This is a genomic window from Primorskyibacter flagellatus, from assembly GCF_900176485.1.
Taxonomy (GTDB): Bacteria; Pseudomonadota; Alphaproteobacteria; order Rhodobacterales; family Rhodobacteraceae; genus Primorskyibacter; species Primorskyibacter flagellatus.
Genome location: NZ_FWYD01000007.1, coordinates 1 through 19328, shown reverse-complemented (window position 1 = coordinate 19328; position 19328 = coordinate 1). Strand labels below are relative to the sequence as shown.

The 19328-nt window shown below is 56.9% G+C and carries 19 protein-coding genes and 2 pseudogenes; 9 read left to right on the top strand and 12 right to left on the bottom strand.

Translation table 11 applies throughout. The features are described from left to right. Window positions 1-135: 135 nt before the first annotated feature. The 5 genes from B8991_RS11115 to B8991_RS11095 all read right to left on the bottom strand — a co-directional run bounded on the left by B8991_RS11115 (window position 136) and on the right by B8991_RS11095 (window position 4780). Entirely contained in the window at window positions 136-1107 is a 972-nt protein-coding gene (locus B8991_RS11115; protein WP_084353168.1) for a branched-chain amino acid ABC transporter permease, read from the bottom strand. 5 nt (window positions 1108-1112) lie between these two features. Next, entirely contained in the window at window positions 1113-2000 is an 888-nt protein-coding gene (locus B8991_RS11110; RefSeq protein ID WP_084353067.1) for a branched-chain amino acid ABC transporter permease, read from the bottom strand. A 74-nt stretch (window positions 2001-2074) separates the two neighbouring features. Further along, window positions 2075-3277 carry an ABC transporter substrate-binding protein gene (locus B8991_RS11105; RefSeq protein WP_084353066.1) on the bottom strand — a complete coding sequence of 401 codons (1203 nt, stop codon included), beginning with the start codon at window positions 3275-3277 and terminating at the stop codon, window positions 2075-2077. Window positions 3278-3321: 44 nt separating this feature from the next. Continuing rightward, window positions 3322-4038 carry an ABC transporter ATP-binding protein gene (locus tag B8991_RS11100; RefSeq protein ID WP_143514566.1) on the bottom strand — a complete coding sequence of 239 codons (717 nt, stop codon included), beginning with the start codon at window positions 4036-4038 and terminating at the stop codon, window positions 3322-3324. Further along, complete coding sequence (locus B8991_RS11095; RefSeq protein WP_084353064.1) at window positions 4031-4780, bottom strand: ABC transporter ATP-binding protein; 750 nt, start codon at window positions 4778-4780, stop codon at window positions 4031-4033. Before B8991_RS11095 ends, B8991_RS11100 begins: the two co-directional genes overlap by 8 nt. Before the next feature lie 796 nt (window positions 4781-5576). On the opposite strand from B8991_RS11095, the gene B8991_RS11090 reads away from it, so the two are divergent. From B8991_RS11090 to B8991_RS11080, 3 genes are all read left to right on the top strand, one after another. Next, a complete protein-coding gene (locus B8991_RS11090) occupies window positions 5577-6791 on the top strand; it encodes a pyridoxal phosphate-dependent aminotransferase (protein ID WP_084353063.1) in 1215 nt (404 codons plus the stop codon). Continuing rightward, a complete protein-coding gene (locus B8991_RS11085) occupies window positions 6788-7591 on the top strand; it encodes an aspartate dehydrogenase (RefSeq protein ID WP_084353062.1) in 804 nt (267 codons plus the stop codon). Before B8991_RS11090 ends, B8991_RS11085 begins: the two co-directional genes overlap by 4 nt. 74 nt (window positions 7592-7665) lie before the next feature. Next, window positions 7666-8418: a LysR substrate-binding domain-containing protein gene (locus B8991_RS11080; RefSeq protein ID WP_084353061.1), complete on the top strand. Its 753-nt coding sequence runs from the start codon at window positions 7666-7668 to the stop codon at window positions 8416-8418. 87 nt (window positions 8419-8505) lie between these two features. On the opposite strand, the gene B8991_RS11075 is transcribed toward B8991_RS11080, so the two are convergent. Continuing rightward, window positions 8506-8826: a type II toxin-antitoxin system RelE/ParE family toxin gene (locus tag B8991_RS11075; RefSeq protein WP_084353060.1), complete on the bottom strand. Its 321-nt coding sequence runs from the start codon at window positions 8824-8826 to the stop codon at window positions 8506-8508. 5 nt (window positions 8827-8831) lie between these two features. Then, entirely contained in the window at window positions 8832-9074 is a 243-nt protein-coding gene (locus tag B8991_RS11070; protein ID WP_084353059.1) for a type II toxin-antitoxin system ParD family antitoxin, read from the bottom strand. 127 nt (window positions 9075-9201) lie between these two features. Here B8991_RS11070 and B8991_RS11065 point away from each other — a divergent pair, with 127 nt between their 5' ends. From B8991_RS11065 to B8991_RS11040, 6 genes are all read left to right on the top strand, one after another. After that, a complete protein-coding gene (locus tag B8991_RS11065) occupies window positions 9202-9615 on the top strand; it encodes a Tn3 family transposase (protein WP_143514565.1) in 414 nt (137 codons plus the stop codon). An 80-nt stretch (window positions 9616-9695) separates the two neighbouring features. Continuing rightward, window positions 9696-11045, top strand: coding sequence for a homogentisate 1,2-dioxygenase (gene hmgA / locus B8991_RS11060; protein ID WP_084353057.1), 1350 nt, complete (start codon window positions 9696-9698; stop codon window positions 11043-11045). Next, a complete protein-coding gene (locus B8991_RS21455) occupies window positions 11042-11290 on the top strand; it encodes a glutathione S-transferase family protein (RefSeq protein ID WP_084353056.1) in 249 nt (82 codons plus the stop codon). Before hmgA ends, B8991_RS21455 begins: the two co-directional genes overlap by 4 nt. A gap of 112 nt (window positions 11291-11402) precedes the next feature. Continuing rightward, entirely contained in the window at window positions 11403-12656 is a 1254-nt protein-coding gene (fahA, locus tag B8991_RS11050; RefSeq protein ID WP_084353055.1) for a fumarylacetoacetase, read from the top strand. 766 nt (window positions 12657-13422) lie between these two features. Further along, on the top strand, window positions 13423-13887 hold the full coding sequence (locus tag B8991_RS11045) for a helix-turn-helix domain-containing protein (protein ID WP_084353054.1): 465 nt from the start codon (window positions 13423-13425) through the stop codon (window positions 13885-13887). Between the two features lie 383 nt (window positions 13888-14270). After that, window positions 14271-14510, top strand: a complete 240-nt coding sequence (locus B8991_RS11040; RefSeq protein WP_084353053.1) for a hypothetical protein — start codon at window positions 14271-14273, stop codon at window positions 14508-14510. Between the two features lie 448 nt (window positions 14511-14958). Here the strand turns inward: B8991_RS11040 and repC are convergent, their stop codons facing one another. The 5 genes and pseudogenes from repC to B8991_RS22300 form a co-directional block, all read right to left on the bottom strand. After that, window positions 14959-16014 (bottom strand): plasmid replication protein RepC, encoded by a 1056-nt coding sequence (repC, locus tag B8991_RS11035; protein ID WP_084353052.1) that lies wholly within the window; start codon window positions 16012-16014, stop codon window positions 14959-14961. Window positions 16015-16253: 239 nt separating this feature from the next. Further along, window positions 16254-17219 carry a plasmid partitioning protein RepB gene (gene repB / locus B8991_RS11030; RefSeq protein WP_235866607.1) on the bottom strand — a complete coding sequence of 322 codons (966 nt, stop codon included), beginning with the start codon at window positions 17217-17219 and terminating at the stop codon, window positions 16254-16256. After that, complete coding sequence (gene repA / locus B8991_RS11025) at window positions 17219-18418, bottom strand: plasmid partitioning protein RepA (RefSeq protein WP_084353050.1); 1200 nt, start codon at window positions 18416-18418, stop codon at window positions 17219-17221. The genes repB and repA overlap by 1 nt, the downstream gene beginning before the upstream one ends. Window positions 18419-18784: 366 nt before the next feature. Beyond that, window positions 18785-18997 (bottom strand): annotated as a pseudogene (locus B8991_RS22305) (recombinase family protein); the annotation flags it as partial. After that, window positions 18998-19120, bottom strand: a pseudogene (locus B8991_RS22300) (recombinase family protein); the annotation flags it as partial. Window positions 19121-19328: the final 208 nt, after the last annotated feature.

The window sequence follows — 19328 nt, the reverse complement described above, 5'->3', positions numbered from 1 at the left end:
CGGCTCGCCCGTTGGAGTATCACGCCATCTTGCAGGGCTGGCTGATGCGTCGCTTGAACTGCCCGCCTTGAATCTATTATCGCTTAGCGCGGGTCGGCAATTTCGGGTACTTGCGTCAAAACACTGAGCGCCGGTTCAAAGTGATCGTTTGAACCAGCGCGCCAGGACGCCGATGATCCCTTCTCTGAACATCAGCACCCCGACTACGAAGATGACACCCTGGATGACGGTGACCCATGCTCCAAAAGTGGCCAGATAGTTCTGCATCGTGACGATGATGCCCGCCCCCACCAATGGCCCAAAGACTGTGCCCATGCCGCCCAGAAGCGTCATCAGCACAACTTCGCCCGACATTGACCAATGCACATCGGTCAGGGAAGCAAGTTGGAACACTTGCGCTTTGGTGGCTCCGGCCACACCTGACATCACGGCAGACAATGTGAACACGATCAGCTTGTACCGGTTCACGTCATAGCCCAACGAGATGGCACGCGGCTCGTTCTCGCGGATGGCTTTCAGCACCTGGCCGAAGGGCGAATGGACGATCCGGTACAGCAGCAGGATGCCACCGAATGTCACGGCCAGCACGAAGAAATACAATGCCATGTTGTCGGCCAGCGGGATCAACCCGAACAGATCGCCCCTCGGTACGCTTTGGATACCGTCCTCGCCGCCGGTGAATTCTGCCTGCAAGGCAACAAAATACACCATCTGGGCAAATGCCAGGGTGACCATGGCAAAATAGATCCCCTGTCGGCGGATCGCGAGCGAGCCGATGACCAGACCCAGCACACCGGCTGCGGCCGCTCCACACAAGACCGACAGTTCGGGCGTCAGACCCCAGACCTTGGCGGCATGGGCCGAGATATAGCTGGCGCCGCCGAAATAGGCCGCGTGTCCGAATGAGAGCAGCCCACCGAAGCCCAGCAACAAGTTGAAGGCGGCGGCGAACAGGGCAAAGCACATCACCTTCATCGCAAAGACCGGATAAACAAAGAACGGCAGGACAATCAGCCCGGCAAGCAGGACGCCAAAGATGACCTTGTGAAGGGCCGGCATTCCGACCGCCTGCGCCTGTGGTGCGGCGTCACTTGTTTTTTCAGCCATAGCCATTATGCGGGCCTCCCGAACAGACCTTCGGGCTTGATCATCAGAACGATTGCCATGATGACGAAGATGACCACGGCGGATCCTTCCGGGTAGAAGACGCGTGTCAGCCCTTCGACGATGCCAAGCATGTAACCTGTCAAGATAGCCCCCATAATTGACCCCATGCCGCCGATCACCACGACCGCGAAGACGACGATGATCAGTTGTTCACCCATCGTGGGGTTCACCGAATAGATCGGCGCGGCCAGCACGCCCGCGAACCCCGCCAAAGCGACGCCGAACCCGTAGGTCAGCATGATCATCAGCGGGACGTTCACACCGAAGGCACCAACCAGCACCGGGTTTTCCGTGGCGGCGCGCAGATAAGCACCGAGCCGGGTCTTTTCGATCATGAACCATGTGCCGAAACACACCAGAACCGATGCTACGACGACCCAGGCGCGATAGTTGGGCAGGAACATGAAGCCCAGGTTCTGTCCCCCGGAGAGGAGGTTTGGAATCTGATAGGGAAGCCCTGAAATGCCGTAATAGTTGCGGAACAACCCCTGAATGATCAGCGCCAATCCGAAGGTCAGCAACAGCCCGTAAAGGTGATCCAGATGATACAGCCTTGAAAGCATAGTGCGTTCCAGAACAATGCCGAAGGCACCCACGATAAGCGGTGCCAGAATAAGTGCGGGCCAGTAACCGATGCCGAGGTAGTTGAGCAGCATCCAGGCAACAAACGCGCCGGCCATATACAGCGCGCCATGGGCGAAGTTGATGATGTTGAGCAACCCGAAGATCACGGCCAGCCCCAGCGACAGGACCGCATAGAAAGACCCGTTGATCAGGCCCAGCAAAAGCTGACCCATCAGAACCTGCGGCGGTATTCCCAGAAGTTCAAACATTTTGCGGTCCTGTTGGTCGATTGATCAGATAGCCTCTGCCCGACCGTTACAGTCGGACAGAGGCAGGACAATGTTCACTGCTTGGTAAAGTCGCACTCTTCCAGCATCGGCAAGAACGCTTCTTCGCCGCTGATCGAGGAGATCTGGTTGTACAGGTCCCACTCGTTTTCGGACTGGTCGGGTGTCTTCACTTCGAACAGGTACATATCGTGGATCGCCCGCCCGTCGCCGCGCACGGTGACTGTGCCGAAGAGCGGATCGTCGAACTCCATCTCTTTCATCTTGGCGGATACGGCTTTGCCGTCATCGGCGCTGCCCACGGCCTCAACCGCTGCTAGATAGGCCATCGTCCCCGAATAGACGCCGGCCTGGACCATCGTTGGCTGCGCGCCATGCGTGTCCATGAACCGCTTGGACCAGGCGCGGGTCTCGTCGTTCTGATCCCAGTAGAACGCTTCGGTCAGCGACAGACCCTGTGCGGTCTGCGCGCCCAGAGCATGCACATCGGTGACAAAGAACAGCAAGGCGGCCAGTTTCTGTCCCGCCTGAGTGATGCCGAATTCCGACGCCTGCTTGATCGCGTTGACGGTGTCGCCGCCGGCATTTGCCAGACCGATCACGTCAGCGCCCGATCCTTGAGCCTGCAACAGGAAGGACGAGAAATCCTGCGCCGGGAACGGCACATTGACCTGTCCGACGACCTCACCGCCGTTTTCCTCGACGACGCGCGACGTATTTTCCTCAAGCGAGTGACCAAAGGCATAGTCAGCGGTCAGGAAGAACCATTTCTTGCCGCCCGCATTGGTCATTGCCGCACCTGTGCCGGTGGCCAGGGCTGCGGTGTCATAGGTCCAGTGAACCGTGGTGGGACGGCATTGTTCGCGGGTCAGCGATGTAGACCCGGCACCAGAGTTGATCATCACGCCGTTTTTCTCGGCCGTGATGTCGCCAACCGCAAGCGCCACAGAGGATGTCGGCACGTCGAGAATGGCGTTCACACCATCCACGTCATACCACTGCCGCGCGATGTTCGAGCCGATATCGGGCTTGTTCTGGTGATCTGCCGAAATGATTTCGACGGCGATGCCTTTGTCGGCTGCTTTGAAATCCTCTACCGCCATGCGCGCGGCCACAACCGATCCTTCGCCGGACAGGTCCGCATAGACGCCGGATCGGTCATTGAGAACGCCGAGCTTCACCGCGATATCCTGCGCCAGCGCGGGTGAGCCGATCATCGCGGCAAGGGCCGCGGAACTGACTGCGAGTTTCTTGAACATGGGGTTCCTCCTGGTTACGGCGCAGACGCGCCTTTATTATTGGTTCAGACGCCCAGATAATCGTGAAGTTTCTGGGTGTTTTCTTCAAGCTGATCGTTGGGGATCATGTCCACGACGCGGCCTTGGTCCACGACGTAATGCCGGTCGGCGACCGATGCCGCGAAACGAAAGTTCTGTTCGACCAGAACAATCGTGAAACCCTCGTTCTTGAGCGCGGCGATGGTATGCCCGATCTGTTGCACGATGACCGGTGCCAGTCCTTCGGTCGGTTCATCTAGCAAAAGCATCTTGGACCCGGTGCGCAGAATGCGGGCAATCGCCAACATCTGCTGTTCGCCGCCCGACAGTTTCGTGCCCTGACTGCTGGTGCGCCGTTCTTTCAGGTTGGGAAAAAGATCATAGATCCGTTCCACGGTCAGGCCGCCATCAGCGATGCGCGGGGGGAGCATCAGGTTTTCCTCGACGCTCAGCGAAGAAAAGATGCCGCGTTCTTCGGGGCAAAGCGCGATACCCAGCCGGGCGATGGCGCGCGGCTGCATCCCGATCGTCTCGGTGTCCTTGAACGTGACAGAGCCGGTGCGCTTTCCCAGTATTCCCATGATCGCCAGAAGCGTCGAGGTCTTGCCCGCGCCGTTGCGTCCCAGCAGGGTCACCACTTCGCCCTGGCGCACTTCGAAATCCACACCGTGCAGAACATGGCTTTCGCCGTACCAGCCTTGCAGGTCGGACACTTTCAAAAGCACTTCGGACGCGTCAGTCATGGCTTGCTCCGATATATGCCTCGATCACTTCGGGCGCTTTCGAAATCTCGTCATAAGTGCCTTCCGCCAGGATTTCGCCGCGTGCCAGTACCGTGATGCGATCCGACAGGTCGGCCACGACCGACAGGTTATGCTCCACCATCAAAACGGTGCGGTTTTCGGCAATTTTCTGGATCAGCTTCGAGATCCGCTCAACGTCTTCGCGCCCCATGCCGGCCATTGGTTCATCCAGTAGCAGCATGTCGGGGCTCAGGGCGAGCGTCGTGGCAATCTCAAGCGCGCGTTTGCGCCCGTAGGGCAAGGCAGCGGCACGCTCATCGGTGAACTCGGTCAAGCCCACCTCGTCGATAAAGGCGCGCGCGCGGTCGTCGAACCTCGACAATATCTTGTCGGAGCGCCAGAAATCATAGCTTTCCCCGCGCCCTCTTTGCAAAGCCACCCTGACATTTTGCAACACGGTCAGGTCCGGAAAGATCGCCGATATCTGGAACGACCGCACCATGCCCAATCTGGCGATTTCGGCGGGCTTCATGCGGGTGATGTCGCGGCCTTCGTACTTGATTGTTCCACGGGTGGGTTGCAGGAACTTTGTCAGCAGGTTGAAACAGGTCGTCTTGCCAGCGCCGTTCGGGCCGATCAAGGCGTGTATCGTTCCCTTTTCTATCGAAAGATCGACATTGTTCACGGCAACAAAGCCCTTGAACTCTTTCGTCAACCCTGTCGCCTGAAGCGCGATTTCCATTGCTTCCCCATGTATCAATCATGCAAGAAATGCACATTTTTCGAGTTGTTTTAGAAGTAAGTGCTACCTGTTCAGCCCGAAAAGTAAACAATAATAGTGCGTCTACTAGGTGGGTTGATCAAGTTGACGTGGGGGTAGCGCTTCCGCGTTTGACGGCGTGGGCGAAACTTGGGATTCGTAAAGTGTGTTATCCCACGTACTTTCGAGGAGCACGTTGGCGGAGGTTCAGATTTCGCTGGAAGCACGCGAAGGCATCAGGCTGGTCGGATCTTTCTATGGTTCAGGACTTATTGCGCGGCTCCCCATGACAATACGACAGTCAGCAACGCTGCGAAGGAGCAAAGGCGACAACAATCCCGCAGGCACCGTCAAGGTATCAGAGTTCCTGTCAGCGAAAGCCGGGGCGTTAGATCTCAGGTCGCCTTCAACGCACGCGTGATGTCATCCCAAATCCAGTGGGCATTGGTTCTGGTCTGGCGATGACATCGGCAGCACCAAGATGGGTGATTCAAGAGTTTGCGACGTTGCCATTGCTTATGCGGTCACTTTGCGTGGACAATCAAAGCCTTCGAGGCGCGGGACATGGGCTGGTCTTTTTATGTCCGCCTGTTACCTTTGGTGACGCACCAGCGACTTGGCAACGCCATGCAGAATATTTACCGCTCTCTGGATTGGATCTAGAGTCAGCGCATGGCAAATAACAACGCTGTTTGACCGATGCTCATCGCAAACACTGCAAAGGTCTGAAAACGACACCAAGGGCGACCGACACCCCTTCAAGAACGAAAGTGACGCTATGGAGACGCTGGACAGAAAATTCATGGAACTCGGCGCAGAGAATGCACCGGGTCAGGAAGTCAGGCAAGACAACAGCGCCCTGTCCTCCATGTCGCGCGGCGAACCACTGGACGGCATTGCCGTGGATTTTTCACATGGCGACGTTGATGCCTTCGCGCCAACCCCCGGCGCTCAGGCCGCGTGGCAGGAGGGCTATGAACGTGGGGGTCAGCAGGCCTATACGGAATATCGCGGCGATCGTTCAATTCGTAGCGATGTGGCAGAACGGCTTGCCGCGTTCACCGGCGCGCCGCTTGATGCGGATCAGGAGTTGATTGTGACGCCGGGCACCCAGGGCGCGCTATTCCTCGCGCTTGGATCGGTCGTCGAGAACGGCACGAAGGTGGCCGTTGTCGAGCCCGACTATTTCGCCAACCGGAAACTGGTGCGGTTTTTCAACGGTGTGGTCGTGCCCATCCCCCTTGACTACGGGATGGACTCAAACACCAGGGGACCGGATCTTGCGATCCTTGAGCAGGCGTTCAAAACCGGCACGCGGGTCATGGTGTTTTCGACGCCGAACAATCCGACGGGACTGATCTATTCCCAGTCCACGATTGAACGGATTGCGGAACTGGCCGCGCAATACGACGCGACGGTGATTGTCGACCAGCTTTATTCCCGTTTGCTTTACGAGGGCGAGAGCTTTTGCCATTTGCGGGCCTGCCCGTCTCGCCCCGAGAACCTGATCACGATCATGGGGCCGTCCAAAACGGAATCGCTCAGCGGGTTCCGGCTTGGCGTCGCGTTCGGGACGCCAAAACTGATCGAACGGATGGAAAAGCTTCAGGCCATCGTGTCTTTGCGGGCAGCCGGGTACAATCAGGCGGCGCTCTCGACCTGGTTTGCAGAGCCTGACGGATGGCTGGCAGACCGGATCACGCAACATCAGGCGATCCGCGATGACCTGTTGAAGGTGTTTCGCGCTGCCGGGCTGGAGACCTCGACGCCGCAAGGGGGAAGCTATATTTTTCCAAAGCTGCCCGAGTTGGTGCATGAACCCGACATATTTGTACGTCTGCTGCGCAGTCAGGCCAATGTCACCGTGACTCCGGGCGCAGAGTTCGGGCCGAACTCTGCCAATAGTATCAGGCTCAATTTCTCGCAGAACCATGATGCCGCCGTGGCCGCAGCGCATAGAATTGTCGAGCTGGTTGAGAGGTACCGCGCATGAAAATCGGAATTTCCGGAATGGGTGCAGTGGGAATGACCGTGGCCAAGGCACTGGATCGTGGTGCGTTGCCCGGCATGAAATTGGCTGGCTTCTGCGCACGTTCACAAACACGCGGCGCAGAACTGAACGAAGCACTCGCAACGCCCGTCCCGATCTATGACATGGACGCCATCGCGGATCACTGTGACATCGTTCTGGAATGCCTCCCTCCGCAAATGTTTGCGGATATTGCGCGACCGGTTATCGACGCCGGGAAAACGCTTGTCGTGCTGTCGGCCAGCCAGCTTCTTGGTCGGGAGGATTTGATCTCGCGCGCGAAGGCAACCGGCGCACGGATCGTCGTCCCGTCAGGTGCGATGCTTGCGATTGATGCATTGAAGGCAGTCGCTGTCGGTGAACTCAAATCCGTCACGATCAAAACGTCCAAACCCGTTGCGGGGCTTTTGAATGCGCCCTACCTGACCAAGATCGATGTCGATTTGACGGCGATCAAAGAACCATACCGGCTAATGGCCGGTAGCGTCACCGAGATTGCGAAGGAATTTCCCGCAAACGTGAATGTGGCCGCCGCACTCAGCCTTGCGGGCCTTGGGCCGGACCAAACGCAGATGGAAGTCTGGGCTGATCCAGCCCTGCAACACAACCTGCATTCGGTAAGCGTGGTATCGGACAGTTCAGACTTTACCGCGACCATCCAGAACCGACCCAGTGACGAAAACCCGGCAACCGGGCGGATCACCGCGCAGAGCGTCATCGCTTGCCTCCAACAAATGACCGCAACCGTTGTTGTCGGCACCTGACAAAGGCAAACCTGTATCCAAGTTCATTGCAACAAACCGGAACACGATCCAGCCGGATCGTCAAGTTGTGGGACATGTCCATTCGCGGAATGCAATCGTATGACCAAACTCAAGGCATCCGGTGCCTTTCAGGCCATCGTTTTCCTTCTGAAATCATCGGATACGCCGTCTGGCGTGTATCACCGATTTCCCTTGAGCTTGCGTCGCTGTTAGAAGGCACCCTCTCATTCAGCGCGCGCCTTGTCACCCATTCGGATCTGTTCAATGCCAGACTGTTGTTTCGATTCCGTGCCCGAAGCTCGCAAGCGGTGCTGCGGCACCTCAGTTCACAGCAATTCGACCTCGGTTTCACCGCACTCGACACCGATCATCCGGCGGTCAAACGCAGGCCGGCCTACACCGCTCCGATGCAGGCCGTACTCCCGGTCGGCCATCCGCTCGGGCGGAAAATCCGCTTAGAGCCCGGCGATTTCCACGAACAGCCCTTCGTGGCGCTCGGAGCCGAAATCGCTACGCGGTCTGAGACAGACATATTCCTTGCTACCGGAAACGCGCGGCCGTGTATCGTCGCGGAAGCGCAATTGTCGGCCTCAATCCGCGAACTGCTGGCAAACGGGGCGGGCCTTTCAATCGTCGAGCCTGTGACGGCCGCCAATTTCGCGGCGAGCGGCCGAGTCCTCTACACCCCGAACAACCTTTCCGCTACGACTTGCTCATGCCCGCACTGCGCGAACCTTCGCGTGGCACGACACGATTCCTGGACCCGATCGAAGCACAGTTCGCAGCGTTTTTCAGCCGGTGATATATGCCGTCTTAGCCAAGCGTAAAAGCAATCTCGTATTTCGCGAGGCGCAGGAGGTCAGTCGCGACTATGGAGGACTGGTCGAGATATCGGCGTGAGGTGAAGCAAAGGCCTAACCGCCGTCCAGATCCTCGTAGTAGACCAAGGCGGGCATGTTGCGGCGCTGGTGCACGATGCGCAGGATGACCGCTGCGCCCCCCGCCGCGTCGAGCCGCTTGAAGAATATCACATGGCGCTGGCAGTTGACGGACCGCATGCCCGGCACGAACAGGCTCCGGTCTCGGCCAGTGTCGGGATCCTCGGTGATCCGCTCGAAGGCGTTGACCAGTTGGCGGTAGTAGATCAACCACTGGTCCCTGCCCCAAGTTTCAACAGTGTAGTTTCGGATGTCTTCGAGGTCGAACCTGGCCAGACCGGATAGCCTAATGGTCATGCCATTCAGCGGTCAAATGCACCCGGTTCGAAGGCTTGGGCATCGAACTCCGAGAAATCCCCATTCTCCGCCAGAGTGGCCGCCTTCTCGAGATCGGCCTTGAGGGCATAGAACTGTCTGGCACCGTCTTTCTCCATCAGCAACCTCACGCCAGCGCGCACGACTTCGCTCAGATTGGCATAGGCACCGGACTCTATCTGCGACTGCACATATTTTTGCATCGGTTCGGTCAAGTGGATGTTTGGCATCAGGCACTCCTTATATGCTCAATCATATCAGATACTGACATAAGCTTGCAAGTTCACCCTCCGGCCAACGAGCAGCCTGATGCATCAATAGTTAGTCAGGCCGCACGATTTCACCGTGGAGATCGTCTTGCCCGAACGCACTTTCCAGAAGGCAAAAAAATACGATTGCTGTCAATCGTGGCTGCGACGCCATATCATGCCGCTGGCGATGAAGGCCCACCACGCGCCAAAGAACGTGCTGTGGGTCAGGCGTCAGCAAGAGATCAGGGACCGGACGTTGGAAGGCCAGTACCATCGGATGGCAGCGTTGAATCTGCTCGACGCAACCGTGATTCACAGAAACACGGGCCGTCTGGACGAGGTTGTGGTGGAACGCACAGATGCCAATCTGTGCGGAACGAAGCCGACAATGTCGGGGGTCTTGTTCAAGACACCATCAAAGACCGGACGCATCAAATCTGTCCGAAAGCGTTGTCACATTAGCCCAAGAGGACGCTTTCTGCCGCACTCTAAGGTTTCACTTGATGAAACGGCGCTTTGACCGTCTCATCGGTGCGAACCACCGTCCTGTAAAATTGTGGTTGATGGAGCAAACCGTCATTATGACGCAGGAGGCATGATATGAAAACTCAGAACCCAACACCGCTTGTAAAAGCCGATGGCATGACAATTACCCCAGGCTATATGCCGGGTTTCGGCAATGATTTTGAGACCGAGGCGCTGCCCGGTGCCCTGCCGCTAGGCATGAATTCGCCTCAAAAGGTGAATTATGGACTTTACGGCGAGCAACTCTCGGGAACGGCATTTACCGATGTGCGGCCCGAACGGACTTGGTGCTATCGTATTCGCCCCTCGGTCAAGCATTCCCACCGCTACGAGAAAATCGATCTGCCGCATTTCCGCTCAGCACCCGACATTCATCCCGACGTGACGTCATTGGGCCAGTACCGCTGGGACCCCATCCCGCTTACGGAGGAGCCGCTGGACTGGCTTACGGGTATGCGCACGATGACGACGGCGGGCGATGTTCACACTCAAGTAGGCCTGGCCACGCATATCTATCTGGTGACGCAATCTATGGAGGACGCGTATTTCTTCTCTGCTGACAGTGAAATGCTGGTGGTACCGCAAGAAGGCCGCCTGCGTTTCGCAACCGAACTAGGGGTCATTGACCTGGAACCCAAGGAAATCGCGATCATCCCGCGTGGTCTGGTTTACCGGGTTGAGCTTCTCGACGGCCCTGCGCGTGGATTTGTCTGCGAAAACTACGGCCAGAAATTCGAGCTGCCCGGCCGTGGCCCGATTGGCGCGAATTGCATGGCCAACCCGCGCGATTTCAAGGCACCGGTTGCGGCCTTTGAAGACCGCGAGGTACGCTCGACCGTGACGGTGAAATGGTGCGGCCAGTTTCACACGACGGTGATCGGACAGTCTCCGCTGGACGTGGTTGCCTGGCACGGCAATTACGCGCCTTACAAATACGACCTGCGGACCTACTGCCCGGTCGGCGCGATCCTCTTCGATCACCCCGACCCGTCGATATTCACGGTCCTGACAGCACCCTCTGGTCAGCCCGGCACGGCCAATATCGACTTCGTGCTGTTCCGCGAGCGCTGGATGGTGATGGAAGATACCTTTCGGCCCCCCTGGTACCACAAGAACATCATGTCCGAGATGATGGGCAACATCTATGGCCAATATGATGCCAAGCCGCAGGGATTTGTGCCCGGTGGCGTGAGCCTTCACAACATGATGCTGCCGCATGGTCCGGACCGCGAAGCTTTCGAGAAAGCCTCGAACGCCAATCTCGGCCCGGACAAGCTCGACAACACCATGTCCTTCATGTTCGAGACCCGATTTCCGCAGCAACTGACCCAGTTCGCCGGCAAGGACGCCCCGCTTCAGGACGACTACATTGATTGCTGGAAGGACATTGAGAAAAAGTTCGATGGCTCGCCGGGCAAGAAATGAAGCGCGACACCTATCGGCGCTCCACCACCTCCTACCGTGTCAGGATCGGGTTGAACCTCAAAGGGACCACCGTCACGGCGATCCCGGTGGGCCAGGTTGCCGGAAAGCAGAACACGACGAGTTATACCGCGCTCAACAAGCTGATCGGTTCTTACGCGCCGTTCTGCTTTGGCCAGGTAACGGAACTGGGGGCGCTGTATCTTGTGCCGCAGCTCTGCAATGCGCATCGCGGGGGGCTGGCCTGACGCCCTTTGCCCACCTGACCGCAAACGAGGCACGGTGACTTGACCTCGCCGCCTTTTTGTTGCGGCCCGGCCCCGAAAACCAACCAGAAGCTACCTGACAAAGGATATTCCAATGCCCGATCTGATCCGCTCCTGGGTTGAGACTGCAAACGCTCCCCAAAGTCCTTTCCCTCTGAACAACCTGCCCTACGGCGTCTTTTCAGCGGGTGACTCACCGCGTTGCGCCGTCGCCATCGGCAACAGTGTGCTGGACCTTGGAGCACTGCAATCTGCCGGGGTGCTGCCAGAGCACGGGTTCGCCTCCCCTGCCCTCAACACCTTTATGGGCAAGGGCAAGAAGGTCTGGACCGACGTCCGTCAAAAGCTGACCGAGCTGCTGCGTGAGGGCAACAAGACCCAAGCGGTCGCCGATGCCTTGCACGACATGAGCAGCGTCACGACGCATCTTCCTTTCACAGTGACGGAATACACCGACTTCTACGCTGGCCGGCAACACGCGTTCAATGTCGGCTCTTTGTTTCGCGACCCGAAAAATGCTCTGCCACCAAACTGGCTGCACATGCCCATCGGCTACAATGGGCGTGCCTCAACCGTCGTCGTCTCCGGCACCGACTTCCACCGTCCCATGGGCCAGCTCAAGGGGCCGCAGGACGACACGCCCCGCTTCGGCCCCAGCAAACGGCTCGACATCGAGTTGGAGATGGGCGCGGTCGTGGGCACGCCTTCGGAGATGGGCCAGCGCATCAGCGTGGATCAGGCCGACGACATGATCTTCGGCTATGTTCTGCTCAACGACTGGTCGGCGCGCGATATTCAGGCCTGGGAATACCAGCCGTTGGGACCGTTTCAGGCCAAGGCCTTCGCCACCACGATCGGCGCTTGGGTGGTCACCAAGGCGGCGCTTGATCCGTTCCGCTGCGATACGCCACCGCGTGAACATGATCTGTTGCGGCATATCAAGGACACCGGGCCGATGCTCTATGACATCGACCTCTCCGTAACCATGGCTGCGCCAGATGGGGAGGCAACGGAGATCTGCCGGACCAATTACAATACCTTGTATTATTCGGCCGCCCAGCAGCTTGCGCATCACGCCTCGTCGGGCTGTGCAATGCGCACTGGCGATCTGCTCGGCTCCGGGACGATCTCCGGTCCCGAAAAAGGCATGTTCGGCTCGCTTCTGGAAATGACATGGGGTGGCAGAGACGTCATCACCCTGGATGACGGTCAAACTCGCACCTTTATCGAGGATGGCGATACCCTGACACTGAACGGCCACGCGCAAGGCGACGGCTACCGTATTGGGTTCGGACCATGCACCGGGACCATTTTGCCGGCACGGCGCGCAAAAGACGGCCGATCATGACCGTCGATAACATACGGCCCCCCTCAAAGCAGCGCATCGCGGCGGCGGATCGTAACCGGTGCGCATACACGGCAGTTTCTGCCAGGTAACGAGAATATTATTCGGATCATCAGACGTGATACTGGAAAGTGGCATCAACCAACCAGCGCGTGACGGAGAGCTGGTCCTCGGTCACGCTGGCGGTCTCGTCCAGCATTTGCTCACCAAACGGCGAGATCTTTCAAGATTTGCCCTGCGAAATGCGGAAGTGAAACCGGCGAATTCTGTGGCAGTTCCCAAGATCGCCAGCACAATGGGGACAAAAATGTTCAATTCGCTTTGTGGAATGGACGAAATTAGCTGTCGTTGCAGATAGGTATTTGAATGGCGCACAGGTTGCGTCGCGGATGTGTCGCGGTGTTTTTGGTCGTTTGGAATTCAACGAGGCAGAAATCGAGTTAAAAATAGGGCTCTGGATAACGCCATGACGTTTCTCGCCCTGGTGATTTTCATGCTCCTTCTGGGCCCGCGCGTCACTGGCGTCACAGCCGGTTGAAGAACGCCGCGTTTCTGTTACCGCCGGATTGTCTGGTGCTACTATTCATGGTCAAATCACCGGCTCGCATATCGACGACTGTCTGCTCGAGGCCGGTGCCGGCAGGTCGCCTAACTGTCTTGTGGTCTGTTCACATGGCTTGATAATATTTCGAATATTTCGAATATTTCGAATATTTCGGATGATTGATAGCCTATATCTAACCCAAACTGTAAGAACTGGAGAGACAGGATGAACGCTCTCGACAAAGCGGCGTTTTTTATTCTCCTGCCCGACGAGGTGGAGATCAAGAACGCCGAACAACTCAAAGCAATTGTCGCTTCCCAAATCAAGGAAGGCGAGCCCACAACCCTATCGTTTGCCCATTGCAGCGGCGAATTTCAAACCGTGGCCCTTGCACCAGCCTTGACGGCAGCTCTCCTCGAGATCTTGCGCCTCGTGTCGAGCGGTCGTGGGTTTCGGATGATCTCGGTCGAGGAGGAACTGACAACACAGCAGGCAGCAGATTTGCTCAACGTTTCACGCCCGTTCCTGGTGAAACTTCTTGAGACGAAAGAAATTCCGTTCACGAAAACGGGGCGGCACCGCCGCGTTCGAGCGAATGATCTGTTCGCTTATAAAGAAAAGCGTGACGCCACAAGATCAGACGCGTTGGGCGATCTTTCTGTGACGGCTGCCGAGGACGGCCTTATATGAGCCAAGGGAAACCGGTGATACACCCTGACCGCGTATCTAGTGATTTCAAAAGGAATACGATGGCCTGAAAAGGCACCAGACTGCTTGGGCCTGGTCCTACGAATGAATTCCGCGAAGAAAAATGCGCTACAACTTGACGACACAGGATAGGTTGGCCCAGAGCTAGAAACTGTCCATCTGGCCCTTGGCGCTGCCCGAAGGCGTTTCCGGATGCGCGACGCCCGACCCGAGACGGCCACGATTTCTCAGCCAAACTGCGGATCATCTTTACGAAAATCAACCATCATCAGAAATGGATCGGTCAACGACGGACCGCCAATCCGACCACGCGATGCACATGACCCCCCTGCCCCGCTATTGCAGGTTGTGCCTTACTGGCGGCTGTGACCAGTCTGATTTTCGTCGGCGGCTCCTATGTTCTTTCTTATGCGTCCAAGATTCGCCTTGGAGGCGAAATCCTTGTTGGCGAAGATCTGACACCTTCTGTTCGATTACCCTCGATTTCCTGTGCCGGACAAGCTTTCGCGCCATCCAGTCGTGCTGAAGCGATCACGGTCATACGCGTGCGAAACCCCGGCTCGCTGCGCTTGGGAGCGCAACGCGTCGAATTGATGGCCCGCTAGCATATGGTAATGTTGGTAGGCACCGTTCACTTGCAGGGCCGCTCACTGTATTTGGGACGGCATCACATGTGAATTGAAGGCCTGTTGGCCAAGGGTGTGTGGTTTGTTTTCGGCAAGCGTTCCAGCTTCGTCACGAGCGACTGGGTCTGAGATCATTGACCATCAGCCGCGGTTTAAGTTGGATGCTCAGATTAGGGGCAATTCTCAGCGGGTGATGTTCTCGGCAGGCACCTTGACCGATATGCTAACCTTGCCGCGGGCTATGTTCGATCAGCTTAACGCGACCTTATCGAAGACGACATCTCGGGAGAAAGGCAGGGTCACTTTCCCTACTACGTTCACATCATATGTTCAACAGAGAGTTCTAGAGGCCACGTTCACGAATTGACTTTCAGTTGTTCTTTTCGCAGGTACCTTCGTCCTTTCAGCTTGTCCACCGCGGTGGACATCATGCAGGGGTTGCCGGTGAATGAGAAAGCCTTTCCAACAAGCGCGATGGATTGAAATCGATTTCTCTGCGACCGAGAGTGATACTATGAAAATAAGCTCCAAAGTCTCGGATACGGTTGCCTAGCTGTAGGATTATGAAGATGGCGCAGGATGTTTTTCGAGAACCCACCTTGCTTGTAGCTTTTTCGAACGTACTTGTGTGAATCCCCATCATCGGAGCGAGGGCCCTGGCATGGCTTTCGACGTCATCCCAGTTTTTTAGTGAGGCCGTTGCGAGAGATGTGGCTTGATCGCAGACCGCGGTCAGGGTTTGCAGGACGGGCGTTTCGCCGTTATGGGCGCTTTCTAAGTCTTTTTCTTCTTTTTTAGACTTAGAATGGTGCCGGACATTTTGTCCGTCATTGGCGGGCAGTTCCATTGTATTTGGCGTGTCCACCGCGGTGGACATCTGCTCGCAGTGAGCATCCAACTCGTCAAGCAGTGCGCGATATTCTGCGATCGAGAGTTTCCTCCGAAGAACTCGACGTATGCCATGAGAGTGTATGCTTTCGGGGTCTGCCTCCTCTAGATGTGCAAGTCTCGACAGGATTCTCTTTCGCAAGAATATGCGATCACGGCGTGCGTTTTCCATCTCTTGAGCCGCGGCAAGTAGCTCGTTGGCACGGTCCAACAACGGTGTGAGTGATAGGCCATAGCTGATGGATTGGCCGCTGGATGACCTCACTCGGTATCGTTTGCGATTAGGGCTGTCTTGGCGCTTCATGAAGCCGAGTTCTACAAAGCGATCAATGTGCCTACGAAGGGTCCGTTCATCGATCCCGCCAATTCGACGGCAGATCGCTGTATTGGAAGCGAATACAGTATCGCCGTGGCCAGGCTTGAGAAAGCTTAGCATCGCTTGAAGCGTTTGGACATGCCCAGGGCGGAGCCCGAACAGGCTACGAGTGTCTCTGAGTGCGCGAAAAATAGCCCAGATGTCGGTTTCAGGTGTGGACGCGTGGGCCATGACCTTGCCGACGTCCGAGGGTTGAACGGAAAGTTTTGTGAATGCCATGTTTTCTGGACGACGACCGTTGCGGCCCACAACTTCCCCGGCTCTTCCCGCAGTTTAAAGCAAGAAAAGGCAACAAAAAGACGTCCACCGAATCGGTGACGCTTGACCGGCATGTCGGAGATTGCTACATCATAGGTGCAAACTGATGATGAGGGCTCTCCAGGGGAAACTTTGGGGGGCTCTTTTCTTTCTGGTCGTCGCCTTTCTCCTCTGCTCGTGTTTATAGTTATGACCGGGGATCAGGCCCCCGAGTCACTCTCATTCTGCCATTGTTCAAAAAGCCGTCGCAGTGTGGTTTCCGCGCGCTCTTCGAGCCATTGGCCGAATTCCGGGTTCTCCTTGCGGGTGATCTTGATGGCAATTGACTTGCCATCAACTGAAACTGTGCCGACAGGGCGACCGCTCTTGTCTTTCACCACGGTCGTTTGGCCTTGGGTGACTTTGGCCGTGCGACGCGCTTTTCTGGAACAAGCGACGTAGACGGCTTGAAATCTGTCTGCGCTCGGAGTGGCGTCAGGGAGGGCGGTCAGTGTCTCACGCGCAATGTCGACAAGCGGTGCTTTCTTTGAAAGCGCAGCCAAATCACTCCATTGCCGTCGACCCACGCCATGCGCAGGACCGATCAGTCGGACAAGTTCGATGGGCAGTTGCTCGATGACCACGCGATGGTTCGACACACCTTGCCGAGTTAGGCCCAAAGCGTCCTGAATTACGCCTGGCTTGTATCCGGACTCTTGCATCTCTTTGATAAATATAGATTTTTCAATGAATGAAGGATCCAGCCGCAGGTTGTTTTCCTGACCTTGCGCGATCAGTGAGGCATCGTCATCGAGTGTTCGAACGATTGCTTTGATCGTTCCGCCAACTTTTCGAATGGCCGCAAGTCTGCGCCGACCGTAGATGATGCGGTATCGATCCGGTTGGTCTGAGGGGCGAACCATGATCGGTACTTGCTGACCATGCTTGCGAATGCTCTCGGCGAGGTCATCAATGCTGCTATCTTCTAGGATCAGCCGATCCCGGAGACCATCCATAATGATCCGGTCGGGCTCGATGTCTCGGATTGAGTTGGCAGTGATCTCGCGGAGCGAATCCCGCAATCCGCCAACGGAGCCAGGTAGCTTCGCGGACTTGACCGGGGCAGGGGAGGGGGCTGCCGGCTCTTTCTCGTCTTTCGGAGGTTGGTTGAATATATTTCTGGCCATCAGCGACGCCCCCATGCCATTTGGATTGCCTGCTCCAGTTCATCGGCAACGCTATTCACGCTGGTCGAAGCGCGATCAATCGTCTTCCGAATGAACTGGCTTGGGTCTACCTCGTAGATGGTTTGCTGCGTCATTCCGGCGTCAGATATGGCTGTCGACTTCAGCATCGGCTCAGTCATGACTTGGCCTGCGAGGATCGAACGCAGGTATCCGGCCATTTGCGTTTGTGGCCCATCCGAGGGCTCGTAGCGCGTGATCAGAAATTTCACCAAATCCCAAGTGACTTGCCGTCCAATCGCTTCCTCGACGGCTTTGACCGTTTCCGAAGCAAGCTTGAGAAATTGGCTCATCGACGCGATGTCGAGCATGCCGGGAACGACCGTCACGAGCAGGCCCGTCGACGCCGCCAATGCTGTCAGTGTCAGGAAGCCCAGCTGCGGAGGGCAATCGATCAGCACGATGTCGTAGTCGGAATCGACTTCCTCCAAAGCCAGGGCGAGACGCTCCGCGAAAATCGGCTGAACACGGCGCGCGAGCGCGTTTGCTGTCTCGGTCTCGTACTCGGACAACATCAAGCCGGCCGGGACCATATCGAGCTTATGAAAATATGTTTTCTGGATCACCTCCGAGAGTGGGACCTGGTCTTCGTACCTCAAGGCGTCATAGATCGTGCCACCTTCAATGAATTCGAGCTCGGGCCGGAAACCGAAAAAGGTTGTCAAACTGGCTTGCGGGTCAAGATCCAGCACAAGCACACGGTAGCCACGCAAGGCATAGCGGTGAGCAAGATGAATCGTCGCCGTTGTCTTCGAGCTTCCGCCCTTGAAATTCACGACCGATATGACCTGAAGGCGGTCGCCCTCTCGGCGTCCGGGCCGGTATGCGTCAGCGTTCTTTCCTGTCCGGGCTAAAATGCTGCGGAGTTCGTCAATATCTTCGGCCGAGTAAAACCTGTGGCCGCGACCGTCCGTGTGAACTTCAGGAAAACTGCCATCTTTATGGCGATTGCGCAGGTTCGACGGGCTGACGCGTAGCAATTCGGCAACTTCAGTGGAGCTGAAGCGCCGCAAAGATTTGCGTTCTTCTGGCTCAAATGCAACTTTCATCTGCCGGTCAAGCGACTCAGCAAGACTGTCTGCGTATGCTCCGATGTCCGAAGAGCCTATCCCTTGCGTGTAGCCCGTATTTTGATCATCCATGTACTGCCGCCTCTCATGGCCTTTGCTAAGGCTCTTTATCGTTCTGACGGATGAAGCCACGTCTGACGCGTTTTGCCGTCAGAACTGAAATGCCACGAACGACTGAGTCCGGCAAGTAGAATCTAAATGTAGTAAAAGAGTTATCCACAGCCCCAATGGGCGGACATCCCGTTTCCGCTTTCTAATATGTTGATTATACGTCAAAAAATATGAACCTAGCGAGACGTGCGTGCCTCGCGAGTTTTCTTGCGCGTCTGAACTACTCTTAAGCCCTGATTGGATGTTTCGGTGTCTCTCTGTTCGTGGTGCCGATGATTCTGGGAGTTGCCGGTCAAGCAAGAACAGTAGATCTCCTGCCACGGCGGACTACAACAGCCCGAGGCGCTTGGCCCGTTCGAGCAGCATCTTTGCGGACGACGGCTGCCAACGTGTTCGTCGACGCGGGGTACGTTCGCGCATGGATTCCAGCCGGTCACAGATTGCGTGCAGCGTGATGTTGGGATCTGCCCCCTTAATGGCCGCAATGATCGCCGGCAAGCGGTCGTCGGTGTTGCGGCGTCCGGCACCGGCCAGCACTGGCCGCGCGCGATTGCCGCCTGAAGCGTGTTCTTCGAATATCTCGACACAGCCTACGGATTGCAGGGCCTTTGACTGGGGCAGGGGGGGCTGATCCCCTGTGGAAACGCGCGCATAACCTATCATGAGTGTCGCGTTTAGTTCCCGATTTCAATTGAGTCGCTAAGCTGAGACCGCAGCGTCTGAATTTCACCTTAGCGCTTCACCAGAACGGAGGGATTTGCAAGGCTCAGAGCCCTGCGGCCTTGGTCAGGTTGACCCGGAACCTATCGCGCCTGCGCTGATAGCGGCGCGTCATCTCTGCCGAGGTATGGCCGAGCTGCTTCTGGACATA